The sequence below is a fragment of the Spiroplasma attinicola genome, assembly GCF_023509825.1.
Taxonomy (GTDB): Bacteria; Bacillota_I; Bacilli_A; order Mycoplasmatales; family VBWQ01; genus Spiroplasma_D; species Spiroplasma_D attinicola.
This window is the reverse complement of sequence record NZ_JAKQXY010000001.1, coordinates 134,998-153,255: the sequence shown is the minus strand read 5'-3', so window position 1 is coordinate 153,255 and position 18,258 is coordinate 134,998. Positions and strand designations below refer to the sequence as shown.

General features: G+C 26.9%; 19 protein-coding genes. 17 read left to right on the top strand and 2 right to left on the bottom strand.

What is annotated here, in order from left to right; genetic code table 4:
- Positions 1–16: 16 nt before the first annotated feature.
- From LT335_RS00760 to LT335_RS00740, 5 genes are all read left to right on the top strand, one after another.
- Positions 17–1,174 carry a DnaJ C-terminal domain-containing protein gene (locus tag LT335_RS00760; RefSeq protein ID WP_283778541.1) on the top strand — a complete coding sequence of 386 codons (1,158 nt, stop codon included), beginning with the start codon at positions 17–19 and terminating at the stop codon, positions 1,172–1,174.
- A 112-nt stretch (positions 1,175–1,286) separates the two neighbouring features.
- A complete protein-coding gene (locus LT335_RS00755) occupies positions 1,287–2,216 on the top strand; it encodes a hypothetical protein (protein WP_249727901.1) in 930 nt (309 codons plus the stop codon).
- 103 nt (positions 2,217–2,319) lie between these two features.
- Positions 2,320–3,354, top strand: coding sequence for a zinc-binding dehydrogenase (locus LT335_RS00750; RefSeq protein ID WP_249727900.1), 1,035 nt, complete (start codon positions 2,320–2,322; stop codon positions 3,352–3,354).
- Between the two features lie 399 nt (positions 3,355–3,753).
- Complete coding sequence (locus LT335_RS00745; RefSeq protein WP_249727899.1) at positions 3,754–4,620, top strand: hypothetical protein; 867 nt, start codon at positions 3,754–3,756, stop codon at positions 4,618–4,620.
- Between the two features lie 65 nt (positions 4,621–4,685).
- Entirely contained in the window at positions 4,686–5,477 is a 792-nt protein-coding gene (locus LT335_RS00740; RefSeq protein ID WP_249727897.1) for a hypothetical protein, read from the top strand.
- A gap of 72 nt (positions 5,478–5,549) precedes the next feature.
- Here LT335_RS00740 and LT335_RS04025 read toward each other — a convergent pair whose 3' ends face one another.
- Positions 5,550–5,675 carry a hypothetical protein gene (locus tag LT335_RS04025; RefSeq protein WP_283778540.1) on the bottom strand — a complete coding sequence of 42 codons (126 nt, stop codon included), beginning with the start codon at positions 5,673–5,675 and terminating at the stop codon, positions 5,550–5,552.
- A 382-nt stretch (positions 5,676–6,057) separates the two neighbouring features.
- Here LT335_RS04025 and LT335_RS00735 point away from each other — a divergent pair, with 382 nt between their 5' ends.
- The 5 genes from LT335_RS00735 to lpdA all read left to right on the top strand — a co-directional run bounded on the left by LT335_RS00735 (position 6,058) and on the right by lpdA (position 11,369).
- Positions 6,058–6,222, top strand: coding sequence for a hypothetical protein (locus tag LT335_RS00735; RefSeq protein WP_249727896.1), 165 nt, complete (start codon positions 6,058–6,060; stop codon positions 6,220–6,222).
- A 128-nt stretch (positions 6,223–6,350) separates the two neighbouring features.
- A complete protein-coding gene (locus LT335_RS00730; protein ID WP_249727895.1) occupies positions 6,351–7,550 on the top strand; it encodes a thiamine pyrophosphate-dependent enzyme in 1,200 nt (399 codons plus the stop codon).
- On the top strand, positions 7,517–8,554 hold the full coding sequence (locus LT335_RS00725) for an alpha-ketoacid dehydrogenase subunit beta (protein WP_249727894.1): 1,038 nt from the start codon (positions 7,517–7,519) through the stop codon (positions 8,552–8,554). The genes LT335_RS00730 and LT335_RS00725 overlap by 34 nt, the downstream gene beginning before the upstream one ends.
- A 26-nt stretch (positions 8,555–8,580) precedes the next feature.
- Complete coding sequence (locus tag LT335_RS00720; RefSeq protein WP_249727892.1) at positions 8,581–9,873, top strand: dihydrolipoamide acetyltransferase family protein; 1,293 nt, start codon at positions 8,581–8,583, stop codon at positions 9,871–9,873.
- A 29-nt stretch (positions 9,874–9,902) separates the two neighbouring features.
- Positions 9,903–11,369 carry a dihydrolipoyl dehydrogenase gene (gene lpdA, locus LT335_RS00715; protein WP_249727891.1) on the top strand — a complete coding sequence of 489 codons (1,467 nt, stop codon included), beginning with the start codon at positions 9,903–9,905 and terminating at the stop codon, positions 11,367–11,369.
- Here lpdA and LT335_RS00710 read toward each other — a convergent pair.
- Positions 11,359–12,321, bottom strand: a complete 963-nt coding sequence (locus LT335_RS00710; RefSeq protein WP_249727890.1) for a hypothetical protein — start codon at positions 12,319–12,321, stop codon at positions 11,359–11,361. The two genes, lpdA and LT335_RS00710, sit on opposite strands and share 11 nt — an antisense overlap.
- A gap of 362 nt (positions 12,322–12,683) precedes the next feature.
- Here LT335_RS00710 and rpsP point away from each other — a divergent pair, with 362 nt between their 5' ends.
- The 7 genes from rpsP to LT335_RS00675 all read left to right on the top strand — a co-directional run bounded on the left by rpsP (position 12,684) and on the right by LT335_RS00675 (position 18,252).
- Complete coding sequence (rpsP, locus tag LT335_RS04020) at positions 12,684–13,118, top strand: 30S ribosomal protein S16 (protein WP_283778539.1); 435 nt, start codon at positions 12,684–12,686, stop codon at positions 13,116–13,118.
- 18 nt (positions 13,119–13,136) lie between these two features.
- Positions 13,137–13,382, top strand: coding sequence for a KH domain-containing protein (locus LT335_RS00700; protein WP_249727888.1), 246 nt, complete (start codon positions 13,137–13,139; stop codon positions 13,380–13,382).
- A complete protein-coding gene (gene rimM / locus LT335_RS00695; protein WP_249727886.1) occupies positions 13,383–13,898 on the top strand; it encodes a ribosome maturation factor RimM in 516 nt (171 codons plus the stop codon).
- Positions 13,891–14,703, top strand: coding sequence for a tRNA (guanosine(37)-N1)-methyltransferase TrmD (trmD, locus tag LT335_RS00690; protein ID WP_249727884.1), 813 nt, complete (start codon positions 13,891–13,893; stop codon positions 14,701–14,703). The genes rimM and trmD overlap by 8 nt, the downstream gene beginning before the upstream one ends.
- Complete coding sequence (gene rplS / locus LT335_RS00685) at positions 14,654–15,025, top strand: 50S ribosomal protein L19 (RefSeq protein WP_249727882.1); 372 nt, start codon at positions 14,654–14,656, stop codon at positions 15,023–15,025. The genes trmD and rplS overlap by 50 nt, the downstream gene beginning before the upstream one ends.
- Before the next feature lie 62 nt (positions 15,026–15,087).
- The gene (ylqF, locus tag LT335_RS00680; protein ID WP_249727880.1) at positions 15,088–15,960 is read left to right on the top strand and encodes a ribosome biogenesis GTPase YlqF; all 873 of its coding nucleotides are present in this window, start codon (positions 15,088–15,090) and stop codon (positions 15,958–15,960) included.
- A gap of 147 nt (positions 15,961–16,107) precedes the next feature.
- On the top strand, positions 16,108–18,252 hold the full coding sequence (locus tag LT335_RS00675; protein WP_249727878.1) for a hypothetical protein: 2,145 nt from the start codon (positions 16,108–16,110) through the stop codon (positions 18,250–18,252).
- Positions 18,253–18,258: the final 6 nt, after the last annotated feature.

The following is an 18,258-nucleotide window of genomic DNA, read 5'->3' as shown; positions in this document are numbered from 1 at the left end:
TAAAGGAGAATAATCGATGGCAACAGCCCGCGGAAAAAAAGAAGATTATTATCAAGTTTTAGGTGTTAATAAAAATAGTAGTCAAGACGAAATTAAACGTGCTTTTCGTGCTCTTGCTAAACAAAAACACCCTGATATAACTAAAAATCCAGCTGATGGTGAAGAATTTAAGAAAATTTCTGAAGCATATGAAGTATTAAGTGATCCAGAAAAAAGAAAAATGTATGATAATTTTGGTCACGATGGTGTTAATGGTACAGCAGGTGGATTTAATGGTTTTAATTCGGGTGCTTATACTGATTTAGGTGATTTGTTTGGTGATTTGTTTGGTGATTTGTTTGGTGGTGGCGGCCAAAGAAGACAGCATCAAAGTCAACCACGACATAATCGTAATGCGCCTGGAGCTAACTATTTAAAAAATATTGTTATTAGTTTAGCTGATGCAGTTTTAGCAAAAAAACAAATAATTAATATTAATGTTGAAGTTCCTTGTGATGCTTGTAATCACACGGGTGCAAAAACACCAAAAGATAATGTCACTTGTCAACAATGTCATGGCCAAGGTGTAGAAATTCGAACAGGAAATTCAATTTTTGGTGGTTCATTCCGGCAAGAAGTAATTTGTAATACTTGTCAAGGCATTGGTAAAGTTGTTTTAGATAAATGTTTAAAATGTAAAGGTAATGGCTTCTTTTTAGATAATCAAAAACTAGAATTTAATTTACCTCATTTAGTTCAAACTGGAGATAGTTTAAGAATTAAAGGTAAAGGTGGAGTTAGCAAGTATAATGGACCACAAGGTGATTTGATTATTAGAGTTACAGTTCAACAAGATAAATACTTTACTAGAAGAGGATATGATTTATTAATTGATGTTCCGGTTTCTTATCTTGATATTTTATTAGGAAATACAATTGTAATTCCGACAATTGAAGGATATGCAATTAAACAACAATTAAAACCTGGTGTTCAAAATGGTAGTCAAATTATTGTTTCACAACAAGGTTCTTATTATGGTAAAAACAGTCGTGGAAAATTAATTGCGACACTTAAAATTAAAATGCCAAATAAAATTGGTAAGAATGAACGCGAAAAATTATGAAGTATTAACAATGAAAATGGTTTTACACCAAATGATGAGTTTATTAAGAAGTTTAATAAAGATCAAAAATAATTTTAGAGAAAGAATAACAAAATGTTATTCTTTTTTTTAATTTTCTGATGATAAAGTAAGGTTAAAGGTTTATAATAATTTTGAAAATAAATAAAAATAAGGGAGATTAAAAATGACTAGAAAATTAAAGTTTATTACAATTTTAGCTGCAGGAACTAGTGTTACTGCTACTGGTTTAGGAGTAGGATTAGGTGTTGGTTTAAAAGATTCATCATCAACAAATGTTGAATGATATGAAAATGGTTCATTAATTAAAGAACAAACCCATTTTAAAAAACAAAATTTAATTAAAATTATTGAAACAGTTTTTAAATATGATCAAAATAATCAAACTTGATTATATAAAAATCAAAAAACTATTCCTTTTGTTTATATTGATGATAGTGTTTATACAATAGTAACACCAAAAAAAATTATGGATAATACAGGAAAATCAATTTCTATGCCATCAGTAAAAAATAAAAATATTAAAATTATGTTTAGTCTTGTAACTGATGTACCAGAACCTCCTGCAACAGAACATACTTATACATTAAATATTGATAATAAACAAGTAAAAGAAACAAGCGAAGAAGATATAACTTATTTGGAATTATTTCAAAGAGTTGGTATTACTTATGATAGTGAAACTGATAATTGAATAAAATCTAATAATGGTCAAATTACTTATTATAGTATTAGTAATGGCAAGAGTTTATTACCATCTCAAAGAAATGAAATTGCATCAAATGGTATATATTTGATTACTTCTCACTCTGAACAAGTTCATAATGCTACTATGATTATGATGGATGTAGAACAATTGCCGCAAACAACAATATGATATGGTGACGAAACCTATGAAGAACTTTTTAAAAATGCTATCTCATTTTTTGGTATTCATATTGTTGCAGAAGATGGAAAATGAGTTTCACATGACCAAGGAATAGATATGACATGAGCTATTAAATTCAATGATGAAGATAATGGTCCAGAAATATTAGCAACTAATAAAGATGATAATGCTCAGAACGGAACTTATTATTTTGATATGGTGTTATAAACAATACTTATAATTAAAATTACTTATTTAACACTTGCCATAAAGTAAGATTAAGGTTTTATAATACTTTTATATCTTAATAAAAATAAAAGGAGAATAAAATATGGAAATAGCAGTTGCAAGTTCAAAAGCAAATGAAATAATTGAATTAGTGAAAGTTCCAGATCTTAAGAAAATTAAAGATGATGAAGTTCTTGTAAAAACTTTATTTTGCAGTTTATGTCATAGTGATTTACATGTTGCTTTAGATTTTAAAGCAGAAAAAAACTATAAGATTAGTGTTGGTCATGAAACAGTTGCTCAAGTTGTTGAAGTTGGTAAAGATGTTACAAATGTTAAAGTTGGTGATGCTGTTGCCTTTCCTGCTGGTTTGCATAATGCTTGTGGTAAGTGTAAAAATTGTTTAAAAGGTGAAGAAGTATTTTGTGATAATGCTGAGTTTGTAATGTCAGAAACAAAATCAGGAACTATGCAAGATTATTCAATTGAAAAAGGATCATTTTGTACAGTAGTACCTAAAAATATTGACTTAGCAAAAGCTTGTGTTATTACTTGTGCTGGATTAACTGTTTATAAAGCTTTGAAAGTTGCGGATGTGCAAGAAAATGATTATCTAGCAATTTATGGTATTGGCGGTTTAGGTCAAGTTGCAATTGAATATGCTAAAAATGTTTTTAAAGCAAAAGTAATTGCCATTGGTTCAAATCTTGAGAGTTTAAAAATTGCCAAAGATAAAGGTGCCGATTTTATTATTAATTGAAAATCAGAAAATGTTGATGAAAGAATCAAAGAAATTACTAATAATAAAGGATTTGATCAAGTTTTATTTACTTCATCATCAGCACAATTATTAGAAAATTCAATTAAAAATTTAGCTAAATTAGGTAAAATTACTGTTGTTGGTTTGGATCGTGCTGACTTTAATGTTAATATTGCTGACTTAGTTTTGAATGGTAAACAAATTTTAGGTTCATTAGTTGGAACAAGACAAGACTTAGTTGAAGCATTAGACGCCTTTGAAAAAGGTCTAGTTAATCCAGAAATTAATATTGAACCAATTGCTAAAGCACCAGAATACTTTAAATTAATGAATCAAGGAAAGTTATTTAAAAGAATTGTTTTTAAGTATGATAATTAGATAAAAAGATTAAATGCAAACAGAATTTGTTTGCATTTTTTATTTACAGACCTATTTTTTTATAATTTTGAGTGATAAAATAAATTATAAAAGTGGAGTTTAAAATTAAAAGGAGCAAGAATGCACTTTAGTTCACCATGAATTTGAATTAAATTAGGTCTTACTGTCGGTTTTATGATTATTTTTGTTCCTTTATATAGTATTATGTTATGGCAATATTTTCATGATAAAGAAAAGTACAAGTCAAAACTAAAATATATGTATAACAGTATGTTTATATTAATATTTGGAATTGGCATGTTATGATTTATCTAAGAAGAATTTAGCCAGTATCGCACTTTTTTATTTAAAGTATTAAAATAAATTTAGAATAGTTTATTTAGCAAAAGGGGAAATAAAATGAAGCAAATTTTAAGTGTTTTAAGTACTTTGACTTTAACAAGCAGTGCTGCATTAGTATTAACTAGTACTGTTGATAATCATATGCAACAAGTTAAAAATGATATTAACTGAAGTGATGTTAAAAAAAGTAATAGTGATTATTTTAAAAATTTAAGACAATCACAAGCAAAACAAAAAGTATTTTATACAACAAGTAATGGTGAAGTTGATATTAATCAAGTAATTGATTATGCAGAACAGAAATCAAACCAATATTTTGATCAGATGGTAGTACAAAATTTAGATTTAAATCAAATAATTAATTTTTTGTCACAAGAAAATAGTGATTTTAAAACAACATATGAAAATGCTTTAGCAGAACAAAGTCAAAAGAATCATCAAATTACTTTAGATTTTAAAGCAGCAAATTATTATACTGTTCAATCTTCAAATAGAGCTATTGCTGCAGACTTATCAAAAGGAATGGAATCTGTTAAAATTGCTGAACCAATCTTTAAAACGATATCTGCTGGTGCTGCAATTGCAGCTGCCGGATTTTGAGCAGCAGCATGATGATTTGGAATTACTATTCCTTGAGCTGTTGGATGTAGTATTTTAAGTGTTTCGGCAGGTTTAATTGCTGCTGCTCTTAATGAAGCAATATTATTTTTTGATCCAGCAATGAATCAAATTTTAAGAGAAATTGAATTAGAAGAAAATACTCGTAAACTTTATGAATTAGGAGCTAGACTTTATCAAATGTTATATGAAGTATTGATTGCTGGTCAAATATCAGTGACTTCAGAAATTTGAGCCTTTCCACCTGCTGCAATCGCAACTGCAGTTATTGGAGTAATTATTGATTGAGTAATGTTATATTGATAAAGTACTAATTTAATTAATTGAATAATTTTTTATATATTAAGCTTTAATTTTTTAAGGATAAACTTATGGCTACTCGTTGAATTATATATTCAATATTAATTGGTTCAACTTCAATTTGAGGTGCTTACCTTCCAGCAAAAATTGCTTGAATTGATTATTCAAAAAATTGTCTTGAGTTTTTTTCTCAGGAAGTAGATTTTAAAAATATTCCTTTATTGATTAAGGAATATAAATGAAAATATTTAACTTCTTTTATTTTTTTTATTATTATTTTTGTTATTTATTATACTTTTATGATTTATATAAATTGATTTTTATTATCAAAACTAATTATTATTTATGAAATTATTATTATGTTATTTTCTTTTATTGGTTTTGCTATATTTTTTTCTTTATATTGAAAAAATATTAAAGCACTTTCTGCGCAAACAAAAACTAAGGCAGAAGCAATAATTAATTTTGATAAATATCAAAATGAAAATAAAGAAAAACAAATTAAAACTTTTAAAATCTTTAAAGACGGACAAATTAATATTAATAATAGTCGTTTTCAATTAAATCAAAGATGATATAAATGAAGAATTAAACGATTATTAAAACAAAAAATCAGTCAAGAAAAATATAATTTCAAATTATTAAAACTTTATATTAAGTATTTAAAGGTGTATGGTGTTTTTTTCAAAAGAATGAAATATTTTTTATTCTTTAATCAAAAAATCAGGTCTGATTTTTATAATTATTATCTTGTTCTTGAAAATAATTACAACGAATCTTTAGAAACTTTACCTAAAATTTTAATTAACAACTTCTTTGCTTTTGTTCCAATAGCAGAACAAGAACTAAACTTAGTTAAATAGAATAATTAAAGTGCTAAAATTTTTTAATCAAGGTTATTATTAGGAACTATATTTGCTCGAATTGCTTGACAATTATTTATTACTGCCACTACTACGGGCAACTGCATTAAGTTGAGTTTTTCCAGCGGTTTTAGCTTTAATTCCAATTTTTTCTGTTCCAATGGAATGAATTAAATTATATAAGGAGTAATATGTCACAGATATCGCTTTTCTTTTTAGAATTTTTCATTTTTTTAGTTGCTATAGTTTCGATTCCAATATTTTTTTATGATATTGCGAAAACATTAATTGATAATATTAGTAATTGTTTTCTAATATTTGATCAAGAGAAAATTAAAGATATTGCTTTTTTTATTGAAGAAAAGGAATATAAATATTTATTAGGTTATTTTTGCTTTATCAATTTAAAATTGCTCTCAGAAATTTTCCATTTCAATTTCAACAAAAAAAATATCAGAAAAAAAATTTTAAATTAAATCAAAAATTTAATAATAAAAAAATTAGTCAAGAAAAGTATCAAATGAAATTGTTATTATTTTTTACTAAATATTTAAAAGTATACGCACGGTTTCTTATTTGAATGAAAAATGAAAATGAGAAAAAAAGTAAAAAAACTATTATTATAATTGAAGACCAAAAATATGAAGATGTAATAAATATTTTAAATAAAGTATTAATTAACAACTTCTTTGCTTTTGTTGAGCAAGCAAAAAAAGAATTTAAAAGCAATCAGAAAGTGGATTAATGCCACTTTTTATTTTTAAATTAAATAAATTATTTATTAAAAAAATAAAAATTAACTTTATTAAAGAAAATAAGTAAGTATAATAAAATTATTAAATTAATAGCGAATAATCGGAGGTATGGATTTTAATGTGAATTGAAAAATTTGATAATCCACAAAAAGAAGTTTTTCAAATTTTAAATGAAAAGCAAGTAATTAACCCTGAATATGTTAATTATGTCAAAAAAATTGATGATAAAGTTTTAATTGAGGCTTATCGTTTTATGACTTTATCAAGATTGCAAGAAAAAATGCAATTGGAAATGAATTACGAAAAAGATGCTAAAGGTAATGTTGTTTTAGTTAATGGTCAACCAAAAGTAAAAGCAAAGATAATTAATTTTTTAGCTTCATCTGGTCAAGAAGCAACTGAAGTAGGTTATGCAATTAATATTAGAAAGTCAATTGATTGATTAGTTCCCGCGTATCGTAATAATGCTGCTTGAATTACTGCTGGTTATCCAATGGAAAAAATTATTCAATATTGATTAGGAAATGAAGCAGGAAGTCAAATCCCTGAAGGAATTAATATTTTACCAGTCAATATTCCGATTGCTACTCAATATTCTCATGCAGCAGGACTTGCTTTAGCAGAAAAATATAAAAAAGGTAACGGAGTTATTTTCACAACAATTGGTGATGGTGGAACTAGTGAAGGTGAATTTTATGAAGCACTTAATTTTGCAGCAATTCAAAAATTACCAGTAGTATTTTTTGTTGAAAATAATCATTGATCATTAGATACGCCAACAAGTAAAGCGACAATGAGTCCAACTTTTGCCCAAAAAGCAAGTGCTGTTGGTATTCCTAATATTCGTGTTGATGGTAATGATTTTTTTGCTGTTTATCACGCAACTAATGTTGCAATTGAACGAGCAAAGAAAGGTCAAGGACCTTCTTTAATTGAAGCAATTACTTATCGTCAATATGCTCATTCAGCTTTTGATATTAAAAAAGATTATTTTACTGAAAAAGATTATGAAATTGAAAAAGCATGATTGAAAAAAGATCCAATTATTAGAATGAAAGATTATTTAGTAAAAAATAAATTATGAGATGAAAAAAAAGAACAAGCGTTACACGATAATAATTTAAAAACTATTACTAATGCAATTGCTTGAGCACAAAAACACGCTGCTGTTAGTATTGATGAGATTTTTGATTATACTTATGAGAAGTTACCACCAAATTTAGAAGCACAAAAAAATCAAGCAAAAGAATTTTTTAATGAAACAGAAAAGGAAGTGAGTAATCTATGAAACGAAACAACACACAAGCAATTAGCTTAGCATTAGAATTAGCGATGAAAAAGCATAATAATGTTATTGTATATGGTGAAGATGTTGGTAACGTTGGTGGTGTTTTCCGTGCGACAAGAGGTTTACAAAAGAAATTTGGTGTTGAAAGATGTTTTGATGCTCCAATTGCTGAAGCAGTAATTGCTGGTAGTGCTGTTGGTGCTAGTATTAATGGTTTAAGACCAGTTATTGAAATGCAATTTTCAGGCTTTGCCTTTCTTGCTTTTAATCAGTTGTTAGCTCACGCAGCAAGAATGCGTAATCGTTCTCGTGGTCGTTATTATTGTCCATTAGTTGTGAGAATGCCTTCTTATGATTGAAATAATGGTGCCAATGGTGCTTTAGAACATCACTCTGAAGCAATTGAAGCTTTGTTATGTCATATTCCTGGTTTAAAAGTTGTTATGACTTCAAAACCAAGTGATACTAAAAAATTATTATTAGCAGCGATTGAAGATAATGATCCAGTGATATTTTTAGAATGTTTAGGAACTTATTTTAATACTTATGTAAGTAATAAGTATCGTTATAATGTTCAAGAAGAAGTTAGTGATGCTTATGAAGTAGCACAATTAGGTAAGGCAAAAGTTTTGAAATCATACGATGAAACTTCAGATCCTGATTTAACAATTGTTACTTATGGTTCAAAAGTTTATGATTGTGAATATGCTGTAAAGATGTTAGAAGCAAAGAACTTTAAAGTTGAGTTAATTGATTTACAAACTTTACATCCATGAGATCAAGAAACTGTTGTTGCTTCAGTTAAGAGAACTGGTCGCCTTCTAGTTGTTCAAGAAGCAGTAAAATCGTTCTCTGTTGCTTCAGAAATTATTACTACAATTAATGAAAAATGTTTTGAGTATTTAAAATGTCCACCTGCTCGTGTTGCTGGTTATGACGTTACTGTTCCTTTGTCTCAAGGAGAAAAGTGATTTATTGTTGATCCAGATAAAATTATTACTCAAGCAAAAACAATGTTGGAATATCCAATTTAATATAGAAAATGGGGAGAAAAATAACTATGACAGAATTTAAATTTGCTGGAATGGACGGGGTTGATGAAGTTACTCTTAGTTCACTTCATGTTAAAGTTGGTCAAGCCTTAAAAAAAGGTGATAATCTTTTTGATATTGAAGCTGACAAAGCTGCTGATACAATTACTTCACCGTATGATGGAATAATTTCCAAAATTAATTTTGCAGCAGGTGATGCAATTAAAACAGGAGATATTATTATTGAATTTTCTAATGATTTAGAAGTTCAAACTAAGCACCACTCTGAATTATTGAAAGTAGCAAAAGATGTAGTTACAAAACTGGACAAAAAAGTAGAAGCTCATCAAGAGGCAGGTGAAGTTTTAGCACAAAAATTTAATAAGATTGTTCTAGCATCACCAGTTGCAAGAAAGGTTGCTCGTGATTTGGGTATTGATATTGCAACAATTAGAGGAACGGGACCAAATGGTCGAGTTCTAAGAGTAAATATTGAAGATGCTCATCTTACTGCAAATAAACAAACAACAAATGTTAATCAAGCAGTAAATAAAGGCAATGTTACATCTGGTGCTGATGCCATCAATGTTGCAAAACTTGAAAGTTTTGGAGCAATTGATCATTTACCTTTATCACCAATTCGTAAAGCAATTGCTAATCATATGGCGGTTTCAAAATATACTGCTCCTCATGTTAGTTTAATGATTGATGTTGATGCAACTAATTTGATTAATTTACGAGCAATTTTAAAAGATGAAGCAATTAAACCAGAAAATGGGGCAATTAAATTAACATTTATGCCATTTTTTATTAAAGCTGTTGCTAAAGCTTTAAGTGAAGATCGTTTTAAATTTTTAAACTCAACGCTTAATTTAAAAGATAATGAACTGCTAATTAAGAAATACTATAACATTGGAATGGCTGCTGATACTGATAAAGGATTACTTGTTCCTGTTATTAAGAATGCTGATAAGTTATCAGTTCTTGAAATTGCGAAACAAGTTAATGATTTAGCACAAAAAGCTCGTACAGGTACTTTGAATGCTTCAGAAATGCAAGGTGGAACTTTTACAATTACTAACTTTGGTTCAGCAGGTTTAAAATATGGTACACCAATTATTAATTATCCTGAAGTTGCAATTTTAGGAATTGGTATTCTTGAAGCAAAAGCAGTGCTTATTAATGATAATATTGTTTTTCATAATTTTTTCCCATTTTCAATTTCAATTGATCATCGTGTTGTTGATGGCGCTCCAGCAGGAAACTTTATGCAAAGAATTAAATATTTATTAGAAAATCCTGCTTTACTATTATTATCATAAAGATTTAATCATCAAAGGAGATTATTAATATGGCTAATTATAATTATGATTTAATCATCATTGGAGCAGGTCCTGGTGGTTATGTAACTGCTGAAAGAGCAGCAAAATTAGGTCTTAAAACAGCAATTGTTGAACGAGGAATGTGAGGCGGAGTTTGTTTAAATATTGGTTGTATTCCAACAAAAACTTTACTAAAAAATGCCAAGATATTTCATGTTTTAAAAGATAGTAGTAAATATGGGATTAATTTAAATCAAGATGCAATAACAATTGATTGAAGTCAAGCGCAAGCAAGAAAAGAAAAAGTAGTTAAACAATTAACTAATGGTGTGCAATTTTTAATGAAAACTAATAAAGTTGATTCATTAATTGGTACTGCTAGTGCAGTTGATCAACATACAATTAAAGTAACTGATAATGAAAATCATAGTAAAATTTATACAACAAAATATTTAATTATTGCTACTGGTAGTGAAGTTAAGATGTTTAATAATCCGAAAGGACCGAAGGGTTTAAGTAGTGAAGATTTAAAAACGAATAAAGCATTATTAACTTCAACTGAAATTTTGTCTTTAAAAGAAATTCCAAAATCTTTAACAATTATTGGTGGCGGTGTCATTGGAATTGAATTTGCTTGTTTATTTAGTAGTTTAGGAACGAAAGTAACAATTATTGAGTATTTAGATCGAATTTTAGCATTATTAGATCATGATACTAGTACTGAATTAACAAAAATTTTAACGAATAATAATGTTGATATTATTACTGAACATAGTGTTACTAAATTAGAAAAAAATACTTTAACTTATGTTCATGCTAATGATAAAGAACAAAAAAATCTGAAGACAATTAAGAGTGATTATTTTCTTTTAAGTGCTGGAAGAATGCCAATTACTAAGGGATTTGAAAATTTAGGAGTTTTAATTAAACCTAATGGTGCTTTTGCTGTTAATAATAAATTAGAAGCATTAGATCAAAACCAGCAAGTAATTGAAAATATTTATGTTATTGGTGATGCTAATGGTGAAAAAATGTTAGCACATGTTGCTTCAAGTCAAGGGTTAACTGCTATTAATAATATTATGGTGAAAGAAAAACCAGGAATTTATCAAGTAAAAGTAGTTGATTATTCTCGTATGCCAAGTTGTGTTTATTCTTTTCCTGAAATTGCTAGTGTTGGATTAACGGAAACTGAAGCAAAAGCAAAATATCCTGATTGTTTAATAAAAAAAATACCATACAACATTAATGGTAAAGCTCTAGCAGATGGCGAAACAAATGGTTTTGTTAAATTAATTGTTAGCAAAAAGTATGGTGAAATTTTAGGTGCACATATTGTTAGTGCCACAGCAACTGATATGATTGGCGGAATTGTTGATCTTATGGAAAGTGAAGCAACAGTATTTGAATTAGCTGATGCTTGTTATCCCCATCCAACTTTTTCTGAGTTGATTATGGAAGCAGCCCAAAATGTTGCCTTACAAATTAATCGATAATTTCATTTTTACTTTTATATTGATGAAGAATAGTTCAATACTTATCTTCATCAATAATTTTTTTTAAAACTAAATCTTCATAAATTTGATGATGATTATGTCCTTGAAGAAAGTAAGTTTCATATGCAAAAAGATGCATTAATAACTTACTTTTTTTTTCATCAATTAAATTATTTTTTCAAATTTCATCATATAACTTAATATTATTTTCTGTTAGTACATTATTCATACTAATTTTCAGTTTCTTTGGTTGATTGAAAATTAATTGCTTAATTTTTGAATTAAGGAGATTACTTTGTTGTGTAGTTTCAAAAATTTCTTCAAGTTGAAAAATGAAATTTATTAATTGAATTTCTTGAATTTCATTAAAAAAAATTTCATTTTCTTTTAGAATTAAGTTAAATAATGTGATTGGTTTTTGATTTTGTTCGATTACTACTTTTTTTTGTAAAATGTCAATTAGAGTTGTCACAGTTGGATTTAATTGATCTGAAAAAAGATAACTTAAATGATAATGAGTGGTATAAATTAATATTTGAAAATTCTCACTGAAGTTATTTGTTAGCTTAACTTTGCATTTTTGAAGTGAGTCAAGAAAAATTTTAATAAAATCATTAATATTTTTAATTGTTGTTTGATTTGAATAATTAATAAATAATGATGGTAATTCTTTAAAATCATTAATTTTACAATAAAATAAATTACAATTTTTAAATTCTTGTAAAGCATTTTGATAATAAATCGGAAGTGAATTTAAATTTAGTTTTTGCTCTAAAAAAATAATTTTCGCTTGATTGTTTATGTTAATTGCATCTTGATAATCAAGAAATCAACTAATTCATTTAGTATATTTTTGTTTTTCTTGTAGTGAAAGACTTGAGTCAGTACAACATTTTAATAAAGTTTTTGCATTTTCAACAATTGTTTCGTCAACAGTTTTGTTAATATTCATAAATCTACCCCCTAAGTAAGAATTTGAATTATTAAATTTTCAAAAAATAAACATAAATATTTTTTATTTATTTAGATTGCAATTTGAAATAAAAATATCATTAGAAATTTTATAATATTATTACTTTTTATTAAAGTCTTTTTACATAAAAAGTGTTTTTATTCCACTATTTATTTAAAGACTGGTAATTATTTTTAATTAATTATTAGTAAGCAAAAACATCTTTTTATTAAACCAATTTATTAGTTAATGTTAAGTAAAATACCTTGACATTATGATTGTTTTTAGTTAATATTTTATTATATTCATTTTAACAATGTTAATGATGAAATATTATATTATTTAATATATGAGGAGGAACTATGGTTAAATTAAGATTGATACCAACAGGAAAATCAGTACAACCAAGTTTTCGAGTTGTTGCAATTGATGCTAGAACAAAACTAAACGGTAAGTATATTGATATTCTTGGATTTTATGATCCAATTAAAAAGATTGTAAAAATCAATGAAGAATTAACTTTAAAGTTTTTATTAACAGGAGCTCAACCTACTGATACTGTTCGAAGTCTTTTATCAAAACAAGGAATTCTTGAAAAGTTTAATAATCTAAAAATTGAGCAAAAAAAAGCAGCAAGTAAAACAGCAACAAAAAAACCAAGTAAAAAAAGTGCTACTAAAACTGAAGCAACTAAAAAAGTTTCAGCAAAACCAAAAGCAGTAGCTGCAACTACTAAATCAACAAAAGATACTAAAGCAGATAAACCAAAAACAACTGCAAAAGCCAAAACAAAATAAGTAAACCATAGGTGAGATATGTATACTAAAATTGTTGAAGAACTAATTGCCCCAATTTTATTAGAAGAAATAAATCAAATTGAAATTCGTCAACTTGATAAAACTGAAAATGAGATTGAAATAATAATTTTAGCACCAAAAAAATTCTTTAAACAATTAGTTGGTAAGAACGGTAAGATTATTCAAGCTTTAACAACATTAGTTAATCTTAAAGCAGAAATGAATGATCAAAAAGTTAAAATTACCATTAATGAATTGGATTAAATGCAATATTTAGAAATTGCTAAGATTATTAATACTCATGGTCTTTTAGGTGAAGTTAAAGTTTTATGTAATTATTATGGTCAAAATTTTACGAAATGAAAATCAAATCAAATAGTATATTTAAAAAATAATGATGACTATCAAGCTTTAACAATTAGTAAAGTAAGACAACATAAAAACTTTCTTTTAGTAACTTTTGCAACTTATAATAAGATTGACTCAGTGTTATTTATGAAAAATAAATCATTAGTAATTATTGATGAAGAAAATTTGAGTGACCCTAATTTTTTATTTCAAAATCTTATTGGTTATCAAGCTATTAATAATGCAGATAAAGAAGTATTAGGTGAAATTGTGGCTTTAATTGATAATAATCATACTGGTTTATGACAAGTTCAAAATCAAGCAGGTAAAACTTTTTATGTGCCGAATAATCAGTTTTTTATTACTAAAGTTGATCAAACAAAAAAGATTGCTTATCTTAATTTAATTTCTGGAATGTTTAATTATGAGTAAAAAATTTACAATTTTAACTTTATTCCCAGAAGCATTTAATGATTTTGTTAATACTTCAATTATCAAAAAAGCAATTAAAGAACAAAAAATTGTGATTGAACTTATTGATATTCGTGATTTCAGTACTGATAAAAATAAACAAGTTGATGATTATCCTTATGGTGGCGGACCTGGTATGGTTTTAAAGGCTTTGCCAGTAATTAAAGCAATTGAAAATGCTAAAAGCAAAACTCCAAATGCTAAAGTTATTTTATTAACACCACAAGGTCAATTATGAACTCAAGAACAAGCATTCAATTATGCTCAAGTTGATAACAATTATATTTTTATTTGTGGTCACTATGAGGGTATTGATGAACGAATTAGTAAGTTTGTTGATCAAGAAATTTCAATTGGTAATTATGTTCTTACTGGTGGTGAAGTGCCAGTGATGATTTTAGTTGATAGTATTGCAAGATTAGTTAAAGGTGTTCTTAATAGTGAATCAATTACTAGTGAGTCACATACCGATAACTTATTAGATTATCCAACATATACTAGACCTGAAGTTGTCTATGATATGAAAGTACCAGAAGTACTACTTAGTGGCAATCATAAAGAAATTGCTTTATATCGTAAAAAACAAGCATTAATTAATACATATAAAAAAAGAATTGATTTGTTTAATCAACATCAATTAACAAAAGAAGAAGCAAAAATTATTGAAGAATATCTCGCTGAAACAAAGCAAGAAGACAAAGAAAGGAGAATTGAAAATGGAAAATCAAATTATGGCAAAAGTAAATCAAAGCCAACTAAATCTTAATATCCCAAAATTCCGTACTGGAGATACAGTTAAAATTACTTGAGTTATTAGTAATGAAAAAGAAAAAGAAAGAATACAAGTTTTTCAAGGAATTGTTATTAGTATCAAAGGTTCAACAATTAATAAAAATATTATTGTTAGAAAAGGAGTTAAGGGAAAAGGTGTAGAAAAGACATTTCCTTTACATTCACCATTAATTAAAAATATTGAAGTAGTTGCAACAGGACAAATAAGACAATCAAAACCTTTTTATTTACGTAATTTAGGAACAAAAGCGTTAAAGAAAAAGATTAAAGCTAATCTTAATACTAAGAATAGTTAAAAGTGATATAATAATTAGCACCGATTAAGGTGCTAATTACATTTATCAAAGGATAGATAGAAATGGAACAAGAAAAACAGTTACAATGATTCCCAGGCCATATGATGAAGGCTATGAGAGCAATTGAAACAAAATTACCAGTAATTGATGTTGTAGTAGAAGTATTGGACGCTAGAGCACCAATTGCTTGTCAAAGTAAAACATTAGAAAATTTAATTAAAAATAAAAAAAGAATTGTTGTTTTAAATAAAGCAGATTTGGCTGATCCAGTAGTTACTGAAAGTTGAGTTAAATATTTCCAAGCAAATAATATTAATGTTTTATTAACAGAATCATTAACAAAAAAGATTAAACCACAATTAATTGATGAAATTAATTTAGTTTATGGTGATAAAATTAAGCAACAAATTGCTAAAGGAATTAAAAATCCTCAAATTAGAGTTTTAATTTTAGGTTTACCAAATGTTGGTAAATCAACTATTATTAATAATTTATTACAAAGAAAAGTAGTAAAAGCAGCTGATTGTCCTGGTGTTACTCGTGGTCAACAATGAATTAGATTAAATCATATGATTGATTTATTAGATAGTCCTGGAATTTTAGCTCCAAAAATTGCGAATGATGATACAAAATTAGTTTTATCATTAATTAAATCATTACCAGCAAAACATTTATTTTTAGAAGAAATTGCTAGTTATCTTTTAAAATTTCTAATGATAAATTATCCTAATAATTTATTAAACTTTTATCAAATTCCTTTTGATAATAAAAATATTTCTAATGAAACTTTGTTAAACTACTATCAAAAATTAGCAGAAAAATATCATTTAAAGTTAATGGATGATCAATGTAATATTCATCGTGCAATGAATTTATTAATTCATGATTTACAAGTTGGTAAGTTAGGATTAATTTCCTTTGAAAAACCAAATTAATGCCATCTCAGTATAATTAGACACAAACATCAAAAATTTGTGTAAACTAAAACTGAGATGTTTTTTATTATCAAGAGTTTTTATAAATATTCCATTCGCTCGCCCGAAAATGCTATAATAATTTAAAAATGAAAGAGGTAAAAGGAAATGGCTGAAGATTTAACAAAAGAAGAAATACCTTTACAAGGAACAAAAGCAAGAACAACCAAAAAACAATATATAAAAAACTGAAAACTTTATGCTACTGCCTTGGGAATTGTCACAATTGGATTAAGTGTTGGATTAGGAGTAGGTTTAGGAACAATAGAGCATCATCAAAATGTTCTTGTTGCAAAGAAAAATTTAAGCGATCTTGGACTTAAGACGACAATTGATTTATCACCCGATACGACAATTTCAGATGTGAATCAATTAATTGATCAATTTTTACAAGATAATCAAGATGCTGCTAGTGATTTAAGAAATGGTAAAGATATTAAAATTAATTCATATGTTTTACCAGATTGAGGAAGTTCTGGTTGAGTTGAAATTAGTGGTACTGGAAAATATCAAGGAACATTAAGAATTAATTTCCCTGCTTGACAACAAATAGCTTTAACTACTCTTGATACTACTGCTATTAATGGTGTTATTGGGATGACACAAGATGATGCTTTTAATGCTTTTTTAGCAAATAATCAAAATATTAAAGATTTAGCAAAAAATGTTGATTTATTATTTATTGAACCAAGTTATACAATGTCAGGTTCATTAACGATTATTGCTAAGGCAAATGCTAAATATACCGGAAATATATCAATAACTATTGATAATATTAAAGGAACAGATTTGAGTACTCTTGATGATTCAATTATTTTAGGTACTGAAAATATGAAAGCAAGCGATGCATTGGCTGCTTTTATCAGTAATAATCAAAATCTAGATCTTTCTGATTTAGCAAAAAATGTTGATTTATCATTTATTCCACCAAAGTATGAAAGAACGGGTTTATTAACAATTAATGTTAACAAAACTGGTAAGTATTTTGGAACAATTGAATTAGTTATTAGTAGATGAGGACAAAAAAATATTGATGAATTAAATTTAAATACAGATAGTATTAATGGTTTTGAAAATATGTCAGAAGCTGATGCATGAAATGCTTTTATGGCAAATAATCAAGATCAAGATGCTAGTGATTTAAGAGCAAATGTTTCATTAATAATTACAGCACCAGGTTATACAAAAACTGGTTCGCTAACAATTGCTGCAACAGCAACTGGTAAATATAGTGGTAAAGTAATCATAGTAATTAATTCTCTTGGCCAAACAAATTTAAATACTCTTGACCTTAATCTTATGATTACAGATTCTGTTACAAATCAAGATGATGCCTTTGCTGCTTTTCTAGCAAATAATCAAACATCAAATTTAAGCGATTATGTTCAAGTTGGTTTATTCACTTTGCCAACTTATAATACGGCTGGTAAGTTAGTAATCATTGCTAGAACAGACATTGATAATAAGTATGTTGGTAGCGTTGGAGTAACTATTAATAAAATTCCACAGCAAGATTTAGTAGATTTAGATTTAGTTGTTTCATATAATTTTGACAAAGCAGTAAAACAAAGCGATATTTTTGATCAATTTATTAAACTTAATCAAGAAAAATATCCTGATTTGAAAGATAATGTTGAAATTGGTACTATTACTAAAAATAATAATGGTGGAACATTAGCAATTAAAGCTAAAACTAATGGTAAATATTATGGTAGTGTAAATTTTAATTTCACAGGGGAAATGATTAAGACCGATTTAAATGATCTTAATCTTGTAACTTCTTTAAATGATATCTTTATTGTTGAAGATAAGGCATTTGAAGCATTTTTAAGTGCAAATTCAAACATTCCTGATTTAAGAAATAGTGTTGAAGTTACTAATTTCATTAATTCAAAATATAATAAAGATGGTTCATTAACAATTAGTGCTAAGCCTGATAGTGAATATCAAGGTTCAATTACAATTAGTTTAGGACAAATTGCTATTCCGCTTGATTTGAAAAAATTTGATGGTTATGATGCCGGTGATCTTGAAGTTACTGAAGATACTATAAGTGTAATTCAAGCTGCTATTGTTAATAAAATTGTTGATCTTGCTGGTCCATTGCCAGTTGATTCTGGAACAATAGCTAGTGCGATAAGTATTGAAATCAATCCTAGCCATACTAGTGCTTTAATTAAGCCACAAGGAATCATAGGTGGTATTGCTGTTCGCAATCAAGCAACAGTTTACTTTACAATCAAAATAAAATAGTAATTT